General features: G+C 69.8%; 13 protein-coding genes. 7 read left to right on the top strand and 6 right to left on the bottom strand.

The genetic code is table 11. The features are described from left to right. Positions 1 to 126 precede the first annotated feature (126 nt). Positions 127 to 1236, top strand: a complete 1110-nt coding sequence (pstS, locus tag AC5Y6X_RS22495; protein WP_499989321.1) for a phosphate ABC transporter substrate-binding protein PstS — start codon at positions 127 to 129, stop codon at positions 1234 to 1236. A 22-nt stretch (positions 1237 to 1258) separates the two neighbouring features. Next, positions 1259 to 3202, top strand: a complete 1944-nt coding sequence (locus AC5Y6X_RS22490) for a serine/threonine-protein kinase PknD (protein WP_499989320.1) — start codon at positions 1259 to 1261, stop codon at positions 3200 to 3202. Here AC5Y6X_RS22490 and AC5Y6X_RS22485 read toward each other — a convergent pair. Both AC5Y6X_RS22485 and AC5Y6X_RS22480 read right to left on the bottom strand, forming a co-directional pair. Further along, entirely contained in the window at positions 3186 to 4376 is a 1191-nt protein-coding gene (locus AC5Y6X_RS22485; protein WP_499989318.1) for a CoA transferase, read from the bottom strand. The two genes, AC5Y6X_RS22490 and AC5Y6X_RS22485, sit on opposite strands and share 17 nt — an antisense overlap. Positions 4377 to 4390: 14 nt before the next feature. Then, positions 4391 to 5311, bottom strand: coding sequence for a class I SAM-dependent methyltransferase (locus tag AC5Y6X_RS22480; RefSeq protein WP_499989316.1), 921 nt, complete (start codon positions 5309 to 5311; stop codon positions 4391 to 4393). A gap of 106 nt (positions 5312 to 5417) precedes the next feature. On the opposite strand from AC5Y6X_RS22480, the gene AC5Y6X_RS22475 reads away from it, so the two are divergent. Further along, positions 5418 to 6077 carry a cation efflux transmembrane domain-containing protein gene (locus AC5Y6X_RS22475; protein WP_499989314.1) on the top strand — a complete coding sequence of 220 codons (660 nt, stop codon included), beginning with the start codon at positions 5418 to 5420 and terminating at the stop codon, positions 6075 to 6077. Positions 6078 to 6149: 72 nt separating this feature from the next. On the opposite strand, the gene ctpC is transcribed toward AC5Y6X_RS22475, so the two are convergent. From ctpC to AC5Y6X_RS22455, 4 genes are all read right to left on the bottom strand, one after another. Further along, complete coding sequence (gene ctpC, locus AC5Y6X_RS22470; RefSeq protein ID WP_499989422.1) at positions 6150 to 8258, bottom strand: manganese-exporting P-type ATPase CtpC; 2109 nt, start codon at positions 8256 to 8258, stop codon at positions 6150 to 6152. A 58-nt stretch (positions 8259 to 8316) separates the two neighbouring features. Continuing rightward, positions 8317 to 8598 (bottom strand): DUF1490 family protein, encoded by a 282-nt coding sequence (locus AC5Y6X_RS22465; protein WP_324678508.1) that lies wholly within the window; start codon positions 8596 to 8598, stop codon positions 8317 to 8319. A gap of 100 nt (positions 8599 to 8698) precedes the next feature. Then, complete coding sequence (locus AC5Y6X_RS22460) at positions 8699 to 9424, bottom strand: TIGR03089 family protein (RefSeq protein WP_499989421.1); 726 nt, start codon at positions 9422 to 9424, stop codon at positions 8699 to 8701. A 31-nt stretch (positions 9425 to 9455) separates the two neighbouring features. Beyond that, on the bottom strand, positions 9456 to 10925 hold the full coding sequence (locus AC5Y6X_RS22455; RefSeq protein WP_499989312.1) for an LCP family protein: 1470 nt from the start codon (positions 10923 to 10925) through the stop codon (positions 9456 to 9458). Positions 10926 to 11002: 77 nt separating this feature from the next. Here AC5Y6X_RS22455 and rfbD point away from each other — a divergent pair, with 77 nt between their 5' ends. The 4 genes from rfbD (at position 11003) to AC5Y6X_RS22435 (ending at position 14861) form a co-directional block, all read left to right on the top strand. Then, positions 11003 to 11920, top strand: a complete 918-nt coding sequence (gene rfbD, locus AC5Y6X_RS22450; protein WP_499989310.1) for a dTDP-4-dehydrorhamnose reductase — start codon at positions 11003 to 11005, stop codon at positions 11918 to 11920. Beyond that, positions 11913 to 12806: a glycosyltransferase family 2 protein gene (locus AC5Y6X_RS22445; protein WP_499989308.1), complete on the top strand. Its 894-nt coding sequence runs from the start codon at positions 11913 to 11915 to the stop codon at positions 12804 to 12806. Before rfbD ends, AC5Y6X_RS22445 begins: the two co-directional genes overlap by 8 nt. Positions 12807 to 12819: 13 nt before the next feature. Then, positions 12820 to 13899, top strand: coding sequence for a mannose-1-phosphate guanylyltransferase (gene manB, locus AC5Y6X_RS22440; RefSeq protein ID WP_499989307.1), 1080 nt, complete (start codon positions 12820 to 12822; stop codon positions 13897 to 13899). Positions 13900 to 14006: 107 nt separating this feature from the next. Then, positions 14007 to 14861, top strand: a complete 855-nt coding sequence (locus tag AC5Y6X_RS22435; RefSeq protein ID WP_499989305.1) for a type IV toxin-antitoxin system AbiEi family antitoxin — start codon at positions 14007 to 14009, stop codon at positions 14859 to 14861. Positions 14862 to 14892 lie beyond the last annotated feature (31 nt).

The raw sequence follows: 14892 nt of genomic DNA, 5'->3' as shown, positions 1-14892 counted from the left end.
GGTACTCAGCCAACTACAAGGTGCGGCTACTCCCGCAACCGTCTTCAAACGTTTGTATATTCACGATTGGGCACGTATTTATTGCCAATCCTGTTGTGTGTCGCCCTGGCGCATCGGAGGAGGTCCGTGAGGTTCATCCGATCTGGCGCCGCGCTGAGCCTGCTGGCCGCCGTCACACTGTTGCTGTCGGGATGCGGCGGCGGCAATTCCACTTCGTCCGGCTCCGGGGCCAAGTCGGCGCCGGTGAGCTGCGGCGGCAAGAAGCTACTCCACGCCAGCGGCTCCACCGCGCAAGAAAACGCCATGGAACAGTTTGTCTACGCCTATATCCGGGCGTGCCCGGGCTACACGCTGGACTACAACGCAAATGGCTCCGGCGCCGGTGTAGAGCAGTTTGTCAACAACGAAACCGACCTGGCGGGCTCTGACGTTCCGTTGGATCCGTCGACGGGTCAGCCCGACCGGGCGGCGGCTCGTTGCGGTTCCCCCGCCTGGGACCTGCCGACGGTGTTCGGCCCGATTGCGGTGACCTACAACGTCAACGGCGTGGGCGTGCTGAATCTCGACGGGCCCACGACGGCGAAGATCTTCAACGGCAGCATCACCAAGTGGGATGACCCGGCGATCAAGGCGCTCAACGGTGGCGCCGCGATGCCCTCGACGCCCATTCACGTCGTGTTCCGCAGCGACAAATCCGGGACCACGGCCAACTTCCAGAAATATCTCGACGACGCGGGAAACGGCGCGTGGGGCAAGGGCACCGGCGAGCACTTCAACGGGGGTGTCGGGGACGGGGCCAGCGGGAACAACGGCACGTCGGCGGCGCTGCAGAGCACCGACGGGTCGATCACCTACAACGAGTGGTCCTTCGCGGTGGGCAAGCAGTTGCACATGGCCCAGATCATTACGTCGGCGGGTCCGGATCCGGTGACGATCACCACCGACTCGGTCGGCAAGACCATCGCCGGCGCCAGATTCCAGGGGCAGGGCAATGACCTGGTGTTGGACACGTCGTCGTTCTACAAGCCGACCCAGTCCGGCGCCTACCCGATAGTGCTGGCGACCTACGAGATCGTCTGTTCGAAGTATCCGGATCCCGGGACCGGGCTAGCCGTGAAGGCGTTCATGCAGGCCGCGATCGGTCCGGGGCAGGACGGACTGCAGCAGTACGGATCCATTCCGATGCCGAGCTCGTTCCAGTCGAAACTGGCGGCGGCCGTGAACGCCATCGCGTGAGCGGACGAAAGGAGCTCCGACGATGAGCGGTCCAGAGTCGCAGTTCGGGCCCTACCGACTGTTGCGGCTGCTGGGCCGCGGCGGGATGGGCGAGGTCTATGAGGCCGAGGACACCCGTAAGCACCGGGTGGTGGCGTTGAAGCTGATATCCGGTCAATACTCCGGCAACCCGATCTTTCGCGCGCGGATGCAGCGCGAGGCTGACGCCGCGGGCCGGTTGACCGATCCGCATGTGGTGCCGATCCACGACTACGGCGAGATCGACGGGCGCCTCTATTTGGACATGCGCCTGATCGAGGGCACCGACTTGGCCACCCTGTTGAAACGCTCCGGGCCGCTGAGCCCGCCACGGGCGGTTGCCATAGTGAGCCAGATCGCCTCCGCGCTGGACGCCGCGCACGGCACCGGTGTGACGCACCGCGACGTCAAACCGGAAAACATCCTGATCACCAAGGATGACTTCGCCTATTTGGTGGATTTTGGGATCGCCCGCGCCGCAAGCGATCCCGGCCTGACCGCGACGGGGACCGCGATGGGAACCTACCGGTATATGGCCCCGGAGCGATTCACCAGTGACGAGGTCACCTATCGCGCCGACATCTATTCGCTCGCCTGTGTGTTGGGTGAATGTCTGACTGGGGCGCCTCCGTATAAGTCCGACAGCGTGGAACGGTTGATCGCCGCGCACCTGCTCGAGCCGCCTCCGCGGCCCAGCCAACAGCTACCCGGGAGGGTTCCGGCGGCCTTGGACCAGGTGATCGCCCGGGGCATGGCCAAGCGCCCCGAGGAGCGTTATCGCAGCGCCGGGGAGATGGCCGCCGCAGCGCACGACGCCCTTACGACAACCGAGCAACACCGGGCCCGCGCGATTTTGCAGCAGGGCGAGCGCGCCGGGCCGCCCGACGGTGCCGAGACCATGGTTCGTCCCGCGGTAAGCGACGGCGGTGGCGCGACCCCGCCGCCCGCGGGCTTCGCCGGCTGGCGTGGCCCGCCCCGCCCCTCGTCGTCCGCCGGCCCGGCCGGCCAACCGCCTTATCGGCGGCAGCCAAACGTCCTGCCCCAATCCGATTACTGGACGGCCGGGCCGCAGCGCGACCGAAGACGCAGGCTGTGGATCATCGCCGGCGCTGCGACGGCCGTGCTCGTCGCCGTCATCGTCATCGTCATCGCCGGATCGGGGGGATCGCACCCATCGAAGCAGGCATCCGGGCAAAGCGTGCTGCCGTTCAACGGCATCGACTTCCGGCTCTCCCCGGGCGGAATCGCGCTGGACAAAGCCGGCAACGTGTACGTCACCAGTGAGGGCATGTACGGGCGGGTGGTGGAGTTGGCGCCCGGTAGCAGCACCCCGCGGGTGCTGCCGTTCAACGGCCTTTACCAGCCGCAGGGGCTGGCGGTGGACGATGCCGGCGCGGTGTACGTCGCCGACTTCAACAACAGGGTAGTGAAGTTGCCGGCCGGGTTGAACAATCAGACGGTGCTGCCGTTCAACGGTCTCAACTACCCCGAAGGGGTAGCGGTGGATTCCCAGGGCAACGTCTATGTCGCCGACCGGGGCAACAGCCGGGTGGTGAAGTTGGCGGCCGGCTCGAACGCACAGACCGACCTTCCGTTCGCGGACCTCAAGAACCCGGATGGTGTGGCGGTTGATACCTCCGGCAGCGTCTACATCACCGACACCGACAACAACCGGGTGCTGAAGTTGGCGGCCGGATCAACTGCCCAGACCGAGCTACCGTTCACCGGCGTTTCCGTGCCCTGGGGTATCGCGGTGGACAACGGCGGCAGCGTCTACGTGACCGAACACGACACGAGCGAGGTGGCGAAATTGCCTGCCGGATCGAATGTTTCGACCGTGCTGCCGTTCACCGGCCTGAACACTCCGCTGGCGGTGGCGGTGGACACCGACGGGAACGTGTACGTCGCCGACCGCGGCAACGACAGGGCGCTCAAGCTGGTTCACTGACCAGGAACTCCTCGTTGTGCGCGCCCGGGGCGGGCGGGGGATCGGTGTTCACGGCGTCGAAGCTGGAGTAGCGCGCCGGGGTGCGGATGACGGTGACGGCGTCGTCACCGCTGCCGACCCGCAGGGCCAGGTCGTTCTCGGCGAACAGCGGGGTGTCGACGACCTGCTTCCAGGTGTAGGCGAGGCAGGCCATCAGGCCGCCCTCGTGCAGCAGCTCGACCCACTCGGCGGCGGTCTTGGCGGCCAGCGCCGACTCGAGCTCCTCGGTCAGCTCCGGGTAGTTGAGCGCCCGCGCGCGCTGGTCGACGAACCGCTCGTCGTCCAGCAGATCGGGCCGGCCGATGATCTGGCACAGCTTGGCCCAGTGCTTGGGCACATAGGCGGACAGCACGAGGTACCCGTCGGACGCCCGGAACGCGTCCGACGGCTGGGTGGCAAAGCCAACACCCTTGCGCTTCTTGGCGTTTGGCTCTGTGTCCGGCTTCCTGGCCGCCTCGCTGGGCTTGTTCAGGTGCATCGTCAGCTGGTTGGCCTGCAGCCCCACCGCGACGTCGTACATCGCGACCCGGACGACGTCGGCCACCCCGTGGCGCTCGCGGTTGAGCAGCGCGGCCAGCACCGCCTCGGCCAGCACGTGACCGCTGGCGTTGTCGACGAGCTGGAAGGGGATGATCTGCGGTTTGCCCGTCGGCGTGGGCATCCCGGTGGTCATCCCGGCCTCGGCGGCGACCATCAGGTCGACGCCCGGGCGGGTGCCGTGCGGGCCGTTGCCGCCGAAGGCGCTCAGCCGCGCGTAGATCAGCCTGGGGTTGCGCGACTGTAAGTCGTTGGGCCCCAACCCCATTCGCTCCATGACGCCGGGACGAAACCCCTCCAGCACGACGTCGGCGGTGTCGGCCAGGCGCAGTATCTGCTGCTTGGCCTCTTCGTCGGTCAGGTCCACCGTCACCGACTTCTTGCCGCGGTTGTTCGGCAGGAAGTACGTGGCCAGCGGCGGGCGCCCGGGCAGGACCGCGGTGATCTGCCGGGCGGCCTCGCCGCCGGGCGCCTCGATTTTGATGACCTCCGCGCCCAGGTCGGCGAGCACCTGCCCGGCCAGGGGTCCGGCCACGTTCTGGGTGAAATCGAGCACCCGGAATCCGTCAAGTGGCTTGGCGGGCTTGCTGTTTGGCATTTGCGTACCGCTCCTCAAGGCTTGTGCAGCACCGCGGTGCAGTAATAGTTCTTGGAAAAGGGCGCACCCTCGGCGGTGGACTGCAACGGTAGCCCGTTGTCGGCCAGCAACTGATTCAGCGTCGTGCGCACCGGATCCCAGCCGCGCCCGGCCAGATAGGTGGCGACGTCGTTGCGTTCGCCGGGGAAGCCCAGGTCGCCCAGCGCGATGTCGAGGCCGTTGTCCCGCCACTTCTCGCACGCGGCGTTCAGCGCGTCCCCGCTGACCCCCGTGTTCCAGAACACCTCGGCCACCAGCCGGCTGCCGTCGGCGCTGAGGTCGGTGATCTGATCCAGCAGCCGGTCCTGCGCCTCGCCCGGCAGGAAGCCGAGCAGGCCCTCGGCGGCCCAGGCGGCGGGCCGGGCCGTGTCGAACCCGGCGCGCCGCAGCGCCGCCGGCCAGTCGTGGCGCAGGTCGATCGACACGTTTCGCAGCTCGGCGGTGGGCTCGGCGCCGAGCCCGGCGATGGTGGCGGTCTTGAACGCGATGACGTCGGGTTGGTCGACCTCGAACACCGTGGTGCCGGACGCCCACGGCAGCCGGTACGCCCGCGCGTCCAGACCCGAGGCCAGGATGACGACTTGGCGGATGGCCGGGTCTTCCCGGGCGCCCGCCTCGGCGAAGAACGCGTCGATGTAGGGCGTGCGCGCGGCCATCATGTCGGTCATCCGCTGCATGCCCCACGGGGCGCCGGGAACGTCGACGTCCGCAGAGTCGAGTTCGCCGACGGCCCACCGGGTGAAGAAGTCGATGCCCACGGCGCGCACCAGCGGCTCGGCGAACCGATCGTCGATCAGCGCGGCCCGGGTGGCCCGGGCCCGTCCCGACGCGACCATGGTGGCCGTGGCGCCCACGCTGGTCGCCAGGTCCCAGGTGTCGTTGTCGGTGCGCACCATCCCGTGGTCCTCCCGTGGTCCGTGGCTGGTTAGCCAGAATAACGATACGGTCTCCGGCCGGGTCGTCGTCCCGCGCCCGACCCCGTCGGCGCCTTAGCATCGCGGGATGGAGACCACGACCTCGATCGCGGAATTGGCGCGCCCGGCGCCGGTCGTCCCGGACGCCGCGTGGCAGGCGAGCGCCCGGTGGGCGCGGAGGCTGGCGTGGGTCGGCCTGGTGGTGGTGCTCGTCGAGGGCGGCGTCGGCTTGTGGCAGGGCCTGTTGGTCGGATCCATCGCGCTGACCGGGTGGGCGCTCGGCGGGGGCGCCGAGGCGCTGGCCAGCGCGGTGGTCATTTGGCGGTTCAGCGGCACGCGCACCCTGTCCGAGACGGCCGAGCGCCGCGCCCAGCGCGGGGTGGCGGTGTCGTTCTGGCTGACCGCCCCCTACGTCGCCGCCGAGTCCGTTCGCGACCTGACCGACGGGCATCATGCCCAGGCTTCCCTGATCGGCATCGCGCTGACGGCCGTCGGCTTCTTGCTGATGCCGGTCCTGGGCTGGGCCAACCACAGGCTGGGCGCGCGGCTGCACTCCGGGGCCACCGAGGGGGAGGGCACCCAGAACTACCTGTGCGCCGCCCAGGCCGGCGGCGTGCTGATCGGCCTTGTGATCACCGCACTTTCGTCGAGCAACTGGTGGTTCGACCCCGCGGTCGGGCTCGCCATCGCCGGCATTGCGGTGTGGCAGGGCGTGCAGTCCTGGCGTGGCCGCGACTGCGGCTGCTGAAGGATCGCCGAGCAGACGCAAAAGCACCCAATTCGAGCCGAATTCGGGTGCCTTTGCGTCTGCTCGGCAGGATCAGTCGAGCCGATACCGGATGAGCCGGGAGCTGTTGGCGACCACCGCGACCGACGACGCGTTGTGCAGGATCGCGGCCAGCACGGGGGACAGCGCGCCGCCCGCGCCGATGACCAGCCCGGCGGCGTTGACGGCGATGGACATGCCGTAGTTCTCGCGGATCACGTCGACCGCGCGCGAGCCCAGGTCGCGCACGTCGAGCAGGCGATGCAGGTCGTCGTTGGCCAGGGCCACGTCGGCGGTTTCGACGGCGACGTCGGTCCCGGCCAGTCCCATGGCGATCCCGATGTCGGCGGCCGCCAGCGCCGGGGCGTCGTTGATGCCGTCACCGACCATGCCCACGACGTAGCCGGCGTCCTGCAGTTCGCGCACCACCTCGAGCTTGTCCTCCGGCATCACCTCGGCGCGCCACTCGTCGATCCCCAGCTCGCCCGCGACCACCTGGGCGATGTCGGGGTGATCCCCGGTGAGCATCACGATGCGACGAATCCCGTTGGCCCGCAACTCCTTCAGCACCTCGACCGCCTCGGGTCGCACCTCGTCGCGCAGGCTGATCAGCCCCACCAGCGTGCCGTCCACCGCCAGCAGCAGCGGGGTCTCGGCCTGGTGCCGCAGCTTGTCCACCCACTCCGACGCCTTCTTCGACACCCGCACCTTTTCGGCCCGCAGCAGCCCCGGGCTGCCCAGCAGCAGCGTCCGGCCGTCGGCCCAGGTCCGCATGCCAAGGCCCACCAGCACCTCGCACTCCTCGTGCGGCGGGATGGTGATGTGGCGCTCCTCGGTCGAGCGGATCACCGCCTCGGCCAGCGGGTGGCGAGAATGGATCTCCGAGCTGGCCGCGTACGCCAGCACCTGCTCGGGTTCCCAATCCTTGTGCATGGCAACGATATTCGTGACAATGGGGCGACCCACCGTCAGCGTCCCGGTCTTGTCGAACACGATCGCGTCGACCCGGCCGGCCTGCTCCAGGTGGGATCCGCCCTTGATGAGGATGCCGCGGCGCGCGCCGTTGCCGATCGCGGCGCTGATGGCGGTGGGGGTGGCCAGGCCGACCGCGCAGGGGCACGCGACCAGCAGCATCGTCATCGCGCGGCGCACGTCTCCCGTGACCGCCAGGGTGATCGCCGAAACGATGAACGAGGTGGGAACGAAACGGCGCGAGAAGGTTTCGCCGACCGTCTGGATGGGCGCCCGGTCGTGCTGGGCCTCCTCGACCCGGGCGATGATGCGGCCGATGGTGGTTTGGTTGCCGACGGCCTGCGCGCGGACCACGACGCGCCCGCGCACCACCACCGACCCGGCGTGCACGCGCGAACCGACCAGGACGCTGACCGGCAGGGTTTCGCCGGTGATCGCGGACTGGTCGATGACCGCCTCGCCGTCGACCACCTCGCCGTCCACCGGTATCGCGACGTGGTCGTGGACCACCACCTCGTCACCGATCTCGACGCTGTCGATCGGCACCTGGATCTCGGTGCCCCGCTGCGGGCCGTCTACGAGCCGGATCCACGCCGTGTCCTGGCTGCCTCGGAGCAAATCGGAGATGGCCCGCCGGGTCCGGCGCAGGGTCAGATCCTGAAGGTACTCACCGATGTTGAGCAGCCACAGCACGGTCAGCGCGACCACGTTCTCGCGCAGGATCAGGCTCGCCACGGTCGCCGCGGAGACAAGCGCGTCGGTGCCGGCCCGACCGGAGCGCAGCGAGCGCAGGGCGCCGCGCAGGAACGGATAGCCGGTGAAGACGGTGACGCCGGTGGCCGCCACCCGCCCGCTCGGGCCCAGCAGCGGCGGCCGGGCGAACACGTAGCGGCGCATGCCGAGCAGGGCCAGCGCCGCGCCGCCGATGACCATGCGGAGCACGTCGGCGTTGCGGATCTCCGACGAGTGCGGCGCGCGGGCCGGGATCAGCTGGGCGGCAACGTGTTTCGCGTCGTCGATCGCCGCCAGGAGGGCGGCGCGCTCGCAGCGCCTGGGCGAGTACCACACGACGACCGATCCGGTGCGCGGGTAGGCGTGCACGGCGCGCACGCCGTTCTGCTTGGCGACGGCCTCTTCGACCGCCACGGCGCGCCGCGAGTCGCCGCGGACCCACCCGACCGACACCCGCATGCGCCCGGCCGCATCCGAAATCACCGCCAGGGCAGGGTCTTTCGACGGTATCAAGCGCTCAGTGCTCGTGCTCGTGTGCGTCGCCGACCGACGGGGTGGGCGCCTCCTCGCCGACGCGCTCGCGGGCCTCGGCCATGACGTCGGCGAGCTTCAGCCGGGCCGACTCGGCGGCCTCTTCCGCCTTGCGCGTGCCGCGCAGTCCCAGCTCGGCCGCCGACACCGCGGTCTCGTGCAGCGGCGCCTTGGCCAGGGCCTTGCGCAGCGCCTCGTAGGCCGTCACGCCGACCAGCCCGGTGAACACCGTCCCGGCCGCCTTTGCGAATAGCCCGTACCCCGCCATCGCCCGAACCCTCCTGTCGTCGCCGCGTCAGCCCATGCTCGCACGACATTAACATCTATGTATTGCTATATCAATATGTATGCGCGGCCGAGAACGCCGCTCACAAGACCCTGGTGACCTTTTCGCTCTCGATCCTGCGCTGTCGCGCCTCCGGATCGGGATTGGCGTCGGGATTGGCCACCTGCACCAGCGACCCGCCGACGGCCAGGATGGCCAGCAGGCCGTCGACCAACTCCCGGGGCCCGGGCCATGCCGCGCTGGACAGCACGCGATCCTGAGACGTCAAACCCCTTGCCGCCGCGGAACTCTCACAGTTGGCCAGGACCTCCGCGGCGGAGCGGCCGGCCAGCGCGGGCCCGGGATGGCGCTCGGCGACGATTTGGTCGCCGTGCACCCGCACCGCGGTCGCGTAGTCGGTGACGCCGATCGGCAGGTCGGGCGCCGGGCGCCCGAACGGGTCCAGCGACAGCACCGCGACCTCGCCGCCGGGCTGCACGGCCCCGTCGGCCTCGTCCAGCCGCTCGAAGGTGCACAGCGCCACATCGGTCGGGTCCGCTGTGTCTTCAAGGTCACCGCCCAGCACGGCCTCGGCGCCGATCCACCACACCCCGAACAGGACCGCCGCCGTCTGCCAGTGCGCGGGCAGCAGGATCGCGACCCGGCTGGCCGGGCCCGCGCCGAGCTCGTCGCGCAACAGGTTGCCGGTCTTGGCCGCCCAGTTCGCCAGCGTGACAGCGGAGAGCTCGATGCGCTCGCCGGTGGCGTCGTCGTAGTAGGTGATGCGCGGGCCGACGGGGTCGGCGCGCAACATCGGATCCAGGATCATCCCGGACAGCGTTGATTCGGGCACCGGTTGGTCAGTTTATGCACTCCGGCTTGTCGGAGCCGGCGGTGAGGATCGGCGAGGGCGCCGGGACGTTCGGGTCGGCGGTGGCGGCCTGGTCGGACAGCTTGGCGGGCATGATGGTCCCGCTGCCGGACAGCCCGGAACCCGGGCCGGTGTAATCGTTGGCCAGCACCACCTTGACCGATCCCGGCGCCAGCGAGGGATCGGCGACGACGGGCAGCCCGCCGAGCTCCTTGGCGACCTGCTGGGCGCCCAGGTCGTCGGTCTTGGCGGCCCGCACCTGGCTGCTCTTCACGTGGCCGCCGTCGTTGTTGCCCACGGCTCCGGTGGCAAAGCCCTTGGCGCTCAACACATCCGACACCGCCGCTGCCAGCCCGTTGATGTCGGTGTCGTTGACGACGCTGGCGGTGGTCTTGGCGGGCGTGTACGCGAGTTCCTCGGTCTTGCCCTGCGCCTGATCGTGCAGCAGGCTGGCCACCCAGTCGGCGACCTGATGCGGGTCCACCCGCACCACGCTCTGCATGCCGTCGTCGCTCCAGCCGGCGCCGTCGAGCACCGGGATGGTGGCGAAGGCGACGTTGCCGCCGGCCAGCTTTTGCATCTGCTGGACGAAATCCATGACGTCCCAACCCGAGGAGATCACCACCGAACGCTGCACGGCGGCCTCCAGCCGCTTCAGCGTGGCGGGGCTGGACAGCGTCTTGCCGGAGATGACCCGGTGGGCCAGCGAGGCCATCACCACCTGCTGGCGCACCACCCGGTCCAGGTCGCCGCGCGGCAGCTCGTGGCGCTGGCGCACGAAGCTGAGCGCCTGCGGGCCGTCGAGGCGCTGCTGGCCGGCCGGAAAGTCGGCACCCGAAAGTGGTTCGTACACGGGCTCTTTGAGGCAGACGTCGACGCCGCCGAGCGCGTCGGTGATCAACGCGAAGCCCAGCAGCCCGATCTCGGCGTAGTGGTCGACGGTGACCCCGGTCAGGTCGGCGACGGTCTTGATCAGCGCCTCGCGGCCGGCCTCGGTGCCCTGCGCGGCGGCGTCGGCGGCGGAAGCGCCGGCCTTGACCAGGCTGGTCCGCTTGGCCTCGCGGGTCTGGCCGTAGACGCCGTTGATCTTGGTCTTGCCCAGCCCCGGGGCGGCGACGTAGGAGTCGCGGGGGATCGAGATCGCGGTGGCCGACTTCCCGTTGTTCGGTATCCGGATCAGGATGATCGTGTCGGTGTTGGTGGCCTCCTCGTCGCCGGCGCGCAGCGTCTCGAGTTCCTCGGCGGACAGCGGGTTGCCGTGCGCGTCGGTGCGGCTGTCGAGGCCGACGAGCAGGATGTCGATCGCGCCGTCGTCGCCGCCCTTGCCCAGCGAGGGGGCGGACATGTGGAAGATGCCGTCCTCGAAGGACCGAACGTTGTTCCATGCGACGCCGGTGCCGATGACGACGGCGACGGCCATGGCGGTGGCAAGCGCGCGAACCACACGTTGCACAGGCATCACATTAGGTTACTTGCGACACACCCGCTTCTCGGGTAGCCGGCCGCGGCGCGCCCGGCGCATGCCAGACTCGAAGCATGTCGGGCAGGTCAGGAAGGCTAGTCATCACCGGGGCCGGCGGGCAGCTCGGCAGCCGGTTGGCGGCCGTGGCCGCCGGTCAGGGCCGTGACGTGCTGGCCCTGAACTCGTCGCAGTGGGACATCACCGACCCGGCCGCGGCCGAGCGGATCGTGCACGAGGGCGACGTCGTGCTGAATTGCGCGGCCTACACCGACGTCGACGGCGCCGAGAGCGCCGAGGACGCCGCTTACGCGGTCAACGCCGCCGGCCCCGAAAACATCGCCCGGGCCTGCGCCCGCGCCGGCGCCCGGCTGATCCACGTCTCAACCGACTACGTGTTCGGCGGCGACTCCGCCCCGGCCGCCGAGCCGCCCCGACCCTACGAACCCAGCGATCCCCCCGCGCCGCAGGGGGTGTACGCCCGCAGCAAGCTGGCCGGGGAACGCGCCGCGCTGGCGGTGCTGCCGGAGGCGGTCGTGGTGCGCACCGCGTGGGTGTACACCGGCACGGGCAAGGACTTCGTCGCGGCCATGCTCGGGCGGGCCGCCGGGGACGGCCCCGTCGACGTGGTCGACGACCAGGTCGGCTCGCCGACCTACGTCGGCGATCTGGCCGCCGCGCTGCTGCAGGTCGTCGACGACCGCGTGCCCGGGCCCGTCCTGCACGCCGCCAACGAGGGCGCGGTCTCCCGGTTCGAGCAGGCCCGCGCGGTGTTCGAAGAATGCGGGGCCGATCCGGCGCGGGTCCGGCCCGTCAGCAGCGCGAAATTTCCGCGGCCGGCGCCGCGGCCGAGCTACTCGGCCCTGTCCGGGCGGGAGTCGGCGGCAGCGGGCCTACGGCCGTTAAGGCACTGGCGCGCAGCGCTTGTCGCGGCGCTGGCGGCCGCTGGGCGGAACGCCCCGACCGATCGACCGATACTCTCTACGCGTGACTGACGTCCTGCCGGTCGTGACGGTGACCTACTCGCCGGGCCCGCACCTGGAGCGGTTCCTGGCCTCGCTGTCGCTGGCCACCGAGCGCCCGGTCAGCGTCGTGCTCGCCGACAACGGCTCCACTGACGGAACGCCGCAGGCGGCGGTCGAGCGCTATCCGAACGTGCGGCTGTTCGACACCGGCGCCAACCTCGGCTACGGGACCGCGGTGAACCGGGCCATCGCCCACCTTGACGAGGTCGGCCAACCCTGGGTCGATGACTGGGTGATCGTGGCCAACCCCGACGTGCAGTGGGGACCCGGCAGCATCGACGCGCTGCTGGACGCCGCCACCCGCTGGCCGCGCGCGGGCGCGCTGGGTCCGCTCATCCGGGACCCGGACGGCTCGGTGTATCCGTCGGCCCGGCACCTGCCCAGCCTCATCCGCGGCGGCATGCACGCCGTGCTCGGGCCCGTCTGGAAGCGCAACCCGTGGACGGCCGCCTACCGCCAGGAGCGGCTCGAGCCCAGCGAGCGCTCGGTGGGCTGGCTGTCGGGATCGTGCCTGCTGGTGCGCCGGTCGGCGTTCGAGCGGGTCGGTGGCTTTGATGAGCGCTACTTCATGTATATGGAGGACGTCGACCTCGGCGACCGCCTGGGCAGGGCCGGCTGGCAAAGCGTGTACGTGCCGTCGGCCGAGGTCCTGCACCACAAGGGCCACTCCACCGGCCACGATCCGGCCAGCCACCTGGCGGCCCATCACCAGAGCACCTACATTTTCCTGGCCGACCGGTATTCGGGTCGGTTGCGGGCCCCGCTGCGCTGGACGCTGCGGGGGTCGCTGGCGGTTCGCTCCCGGCTGATGGTGCGCAGTTCCCGCAGACGGCGGATGGCAGAAGGGCGGCACTGAGTTGGCTAACCCGTTGATCGACCGTCAAATCGACGCGGTGGTGCTGGTCGGCGGCAAGGGCACCCGGCTGCGGCCGCTGACCCTGTCGGCGCCCAAGCCGATGCTGCCGACCGCCGGACTGCCGTTCCTCACCCACCTGTTGTCGCGGATCGCGGCCGCGGGCATCGAGCACGTCATCCTGGGCACGTCGTATCAGGCCGCGGTGTTCGAGGCGGAGTTCGGCGACGGCTCCAAGCTGGGCCTGCAGATCGACTACGTGACCGAGGAGCGGCCGCTGGGCACCGGCGGCGCGATCGCCAACGTCGCCGGCCGGCTGCGGCACGACACCGTGATGGTGTTCAACGGCGACGTGCTCTCCGGCGCCGACCTGGGCCAGCTGCTGGAGTCCCACCACGCCAACTCCGCCGACGTCACCCTGCACCTGGTGCGGGTTGGCGACCCGCGGGCCTACGGCTGCGTCACCACCGACGAGCAGGACCGCGTCGTCGCCTTCATCGAGAAGACGGAGGATCCGCCGACCGACCAGATCAACGCCGGCACCTATGTTTTCGAGCGCAACATCATCGACCGGATTCCGCGCGGCCGCGAGGTCTCGGTCGAACGGGAGGTCTTCCCCGCGCTGCTGGCCGACCCGGACGTCAAGGTCTGCGGCTACGTCGACGCCACGTACTGGCGGGACATGGGCACGCCGGAGGACTTCGTGCGGGGATCGGCGGACCTGGTGCGCGGCATCGCCCCGTCGCCGGCCCTGCACGGCCACCGCGGCGAGCAATTGGTGCACGACGGCGCGGCGGTGTCCCCCGGCGCGGTGCTGATCGGCGGCACGGTCGTGGGGCGCGGCGCCGAGATCGGACCCGGTGTGCGGCTGGACGGCGCCGTGATCTTCGACGGCGTCAAGGTCGAGGCCGGCAGCGTGATCGAGCGCTCGATCATCGGCTTCGGTGCGCGCATCGGTCCGCGGGCGCTGATCCGCGACGGCGTGATCGGCGACGGCGCCGACATCGGCGCGCGCTGCGAATTGCTGCGCGGCGCAAGGGTATGGCCGGGAATCTCCATTCCCGACGGCGGGATTCGTTACTCGTCCGACGTCTGAGTCGCGCTTGTGCGCCGAGATCGACGCTGGCGTGAGGCCCACTCGCAGTTTTCCAAGCTGGCGTCGATCTCGGCGCGCATGTCGGTGGCCCGGTCCACCATCTGTTCATGGGTGAGGTATTCGTAGGCAGCGAGGCGATCGCTGCTGCCGCGCTGAACGACTACCAGTTGCGCCGCTGGTATCGGCCAATCTTTCGTGACGTCTACATTCCGAAGCGACACGTGCCGTCGCTGGAGGACCGCGCCGTCGCCGCCTGGCTGTGGTCCCGGCGGCGTGGCGTGATCGCGGGCGCCGCGGCGTCGGCTCTGCATGGCGCCCGGTGGGTCGACGCCGACACAACCATCGAGCTCGTCTCGAAAAGTGGCCGGCCCCAACGCGGTCTGGTCGTCCGCAACGAAACCCTCGGCCCGGACGAGGTGACGACAATAAGGCGGCTTCCCGTGACGTCCGCCGCCCGCACCGCTTTCGATCTCGGTCGCCACCTGCCGCGTGGCCAGGCGCTCGCACGGCTTGACGCCCTCATGCGTGCTACCCCGTTTTCATTCGAGGACGTCGCCGTCCTGGCGAAGCGATACCGAGGGGCACGAGGTCTGCGACGGCTCACGGAAGTGCTGCCGTTGGTCGACGGCGGCGCGGCGTCGCCCAAGGAAACTTGGTTGCGGTTGCTTCTCATTGACGCCGGTCTGCCTAAACCGACAACCCAGATACCGGTCCACGACGGCTGGCGGCTTGTCGGTCTGCTTGATATGGGCTGGGAGGACTACATGGTCGCTGCGGAGTATGACGGCGATCAGCACCGCACCGACCGAACGCAATACGTCAAGGACCAGCGGCGCCATCGCAAATTCGCAGCGATGGGATGGGTCGTCATCCGCGTGGTCGCAGAGGACAAGCCCGACGACATCATCAACCGCGTGTCTCAAGCTTTAGCCCGCCGCGGCTATCGCCGAGATCGACACTAGCGTGGGGCCTACTCGAACTTTTCCGCGCTAG

Source organism: Mycobacterium sp. NGS26, assembly GCF_059813025.1.
Note: the sequence above shows the minus strand (reverse complement) of the source record. Positions and strands in the feature narration are given on the sequence as shown.

Coding starts and splice junctions, on each gene's coding strand:
- AC5Y6X_RS22465 (WP_324678508.1), bottom strand. CDS start 8,598: ATGGCGGGGTACGGGCTATTCGCAAAGGCGGCCGGGACGGTGTTCACC.
- ctpC (WP_499989422.1), bottom strand. CDS start 8,258: ATGCGGGTGTCGGTCGGGTGGGTCCGCGGCGACTCGCGGCGCGCCGTG.
- AC5Y6X_RS22490 (WP_499989320.1), top strand. CDS start 1,259: ATGAGCGGTCCAGAGTCGCAGTTCGGGCCCTACCGACTGTTGCGGCTG.
- AC5Y6X_RS22460 (WP_499989421.1), bottom strand. CDS start 9,424: ATGATCCTGGATCCGATGTTGCGCGCCGACCCCGTCGGCCCGCGCATC.
- AC5Y6X_RS22455 (WP_499989312.1), bottom strand. CDS start 10,925: ATGCCTGTGCAACGTGTGGTTCGCGCGCTTGCCACCGCCATGGCCGTC.
- AC5Y6X_RS22485 (WP_499989318.1), bottom strand. CDS start 4,376: ATGCCAAACAGCAAGCCCGCCAAGCCACTTGACGGATTCCGGGTGCTC.
- AC5Y6X_RS22475 (WP_499989314.1), top strand. CDS start 5,418: ATGGAGACCACGACCTCGATCGCGGAATTGGCGCGCCCGGCGCCGGTC.
- rfbD (WP_499989310.1), top strand. CDS start 11,003: ATGTCGGGCAGGTCAGGAAGGCTAGTCATCACCGGGGCCGGCGGGCAG.
- AC5Y6X_RS22435 (WP_499989305.1), top strand. CDS start 14,007: ATGGGTGAGGTATTCGTAGGCAGCGAGGCGATCGCTGCTGCCGCGCTG.
- AC5Y6X_RS22480 (WP_499989316.1), bottom strand. CDS start 5,311: ATGGTGCGCACCGACAACGACACCTGGGACCTGGCGACCAGCGTGGGC.